This is a genomic window from Rhizobacter sp. P2_H3, from assembly GCF_056403355.1.
Genome location: NZ_JBFUFQ010000462.1, coordinates 1 through 1681, shown reverse-complemented (window position 1 = coordinate 1681; position 1681 = coordinate 1). Strand labels below are relative to the sequence as shown.

The 1681-nt window shown below is 53.5% G+C and carries 1 protein-coding gene and 1 pseudogene; one reads left to right on the top strand and one right to left on the bottom strand.

The features are described 5' to 3' along the window. Positions 1–133 (bottom strand): annotated as a pseudogene (locus tag AC1D1T_RS32335) (IS3 family transposase); the annotation flags it as partial. A gap of 736 nt (positions 134–869) precedes the next feature. Between AC1D1T_RS32335 and AC1D1T_RS32330 the strand changes: the two are divergent. Further along, the coding region (locus AC1D1T_RS32330; RefSeq protein WP_477993441.1) for a hypothetical protein at positions 870–1681 on the top strand (812 nt) is incomplete at its 3' end.

Sequence of the window (1681 nt, the reverse complement as noted above, 5' to 3'; positions counted from 1 at the left end):
CGCTCGTGCAGCCGATCTTGCCGGCGATCGACTCAATGGCCGCCCACTGCGACTCGTATTGGCCCTGCGACTCCAGAACCATGCGCACCGCGCGCTCCATCACCTCGGGTGAAAACTTCGGGGACTTCCTCATTGCTCCATTCTCTCAATCGAAGGAGCCTCCTCGGAACCCGGGGCGATTCAAGTTGCCATGTCCTGTACTTTGGAGTAGCGATTTTGGTAGCAGCATCGCAACTCATTGATTTCATTGGGTTGCGGTACATTGCAAAGCCGCTGAGGCGAGTGCGTCCGGCGTGATGCCGGCGCTCGGCACCGACGCAGGGTGCTTGGAATTCGCTTGCGGGCCACGGGCTGGATCGGCTGCGAAAGCGAGTTCCTTGGAATTGAGAATCGGCCGCAAAGCCGCGCCAACGCTCACTTCACGGACCGGCCTGTCACCCGGTGTTCAACGGGACTTGGAGAGGGTGTATGCCAGCGCGGCCTGACGCGTCTCGGATCAACAATGGCACCGAATCAGTCTTTTGCTGATTCCTTCAGACGGTTGCCGCTGTTAGGGTCGCGTACTGCACGCTTGTTAAGGGGGGCAAGTAGCCTTCGGGACATTTGCCAGATACTTCAGGCGGAGATAAGGCCATTAGGGGCGTTCTTGTAACCCCGCTTGAGAACGATGAAAGTGCTGACTGCTTGATTGGCATTCCTTGACCTTACCCGTTGCCATAAGGGAGTAATTCATGAGTATGCGGCCACGTATGTCGTCCCGATGGCCGAAAAGGTCACGACTCAAAAGGCAGCGACCAAAAACAATCACAAACCGGCCTACGGAAGAGAGAAAGCCGGCAATTCCTTGGTTAAAGGAAATCGAGGACCTTTTGAACGCAATTGTTAGCTTCACATTGCAATCAATCGGAACCTTCGCCCTAGGGCTGCTTGTGCTTTTTCGTTCGGAACCTTCGACGAGACTCTGGAAATTGCAGGAGGAGCAGAAAGTTTTACCCTGGGCAACTGCTTTGATAGCGACCTCCGCCCTTTTTAGTGCCATTTCTCCCGTAGCCTTTGAACTTACCGCCAGCTCCAGGCACGAGTGGATGAATCTTCTTGTTAAAGCCGTCAATGTTGCGGACTACGTTGAAAGATTCTTGCCCACAATTTCTGTAGGACTGTTTTTTTGCGGTGTTGCAGTGCTGCCGTGGCTGAAAAAACCTAAAGAACTGAGGAGGATTCGACTCTTTGTCGCGACTTGCTTCTCCATAGCATTGATAGCGAGCCTCATGTATTCCGTGCTGTACCGAACGACGATGATTGGACCCATCATGGGTGCAGATAAAGTCATCCGCTATTACCCCTCCAATTCCGCCCGCGGTTTTGCGGCTATCATCGTTCTGGCGTTCTCGGCTTTTGCGTTGCGCGCAACCTATAGAATTTGCAGCAACTTAAAGCCGTTTGCGTTAAAGTTGACTATCTTGCTGCCACTCTGCTTGATTGCGGGTATCCTTGGCCTCTTGTCGCCGCTGCTGCTTGTCGCCGCTTCTGTGTTCGCAATCAAACAGGCCTCCCCGGTCGTCGCCATGTTTAAGCCTGAGTCCGATCCTTTGGAAATGGCGGAGTTTGAGCCGTTGGAGCCGATCTGCAAAGTAAAGCAGAAAGAAGTGGAATGCCTATTCAGTGCAAGCACAACGGGAAA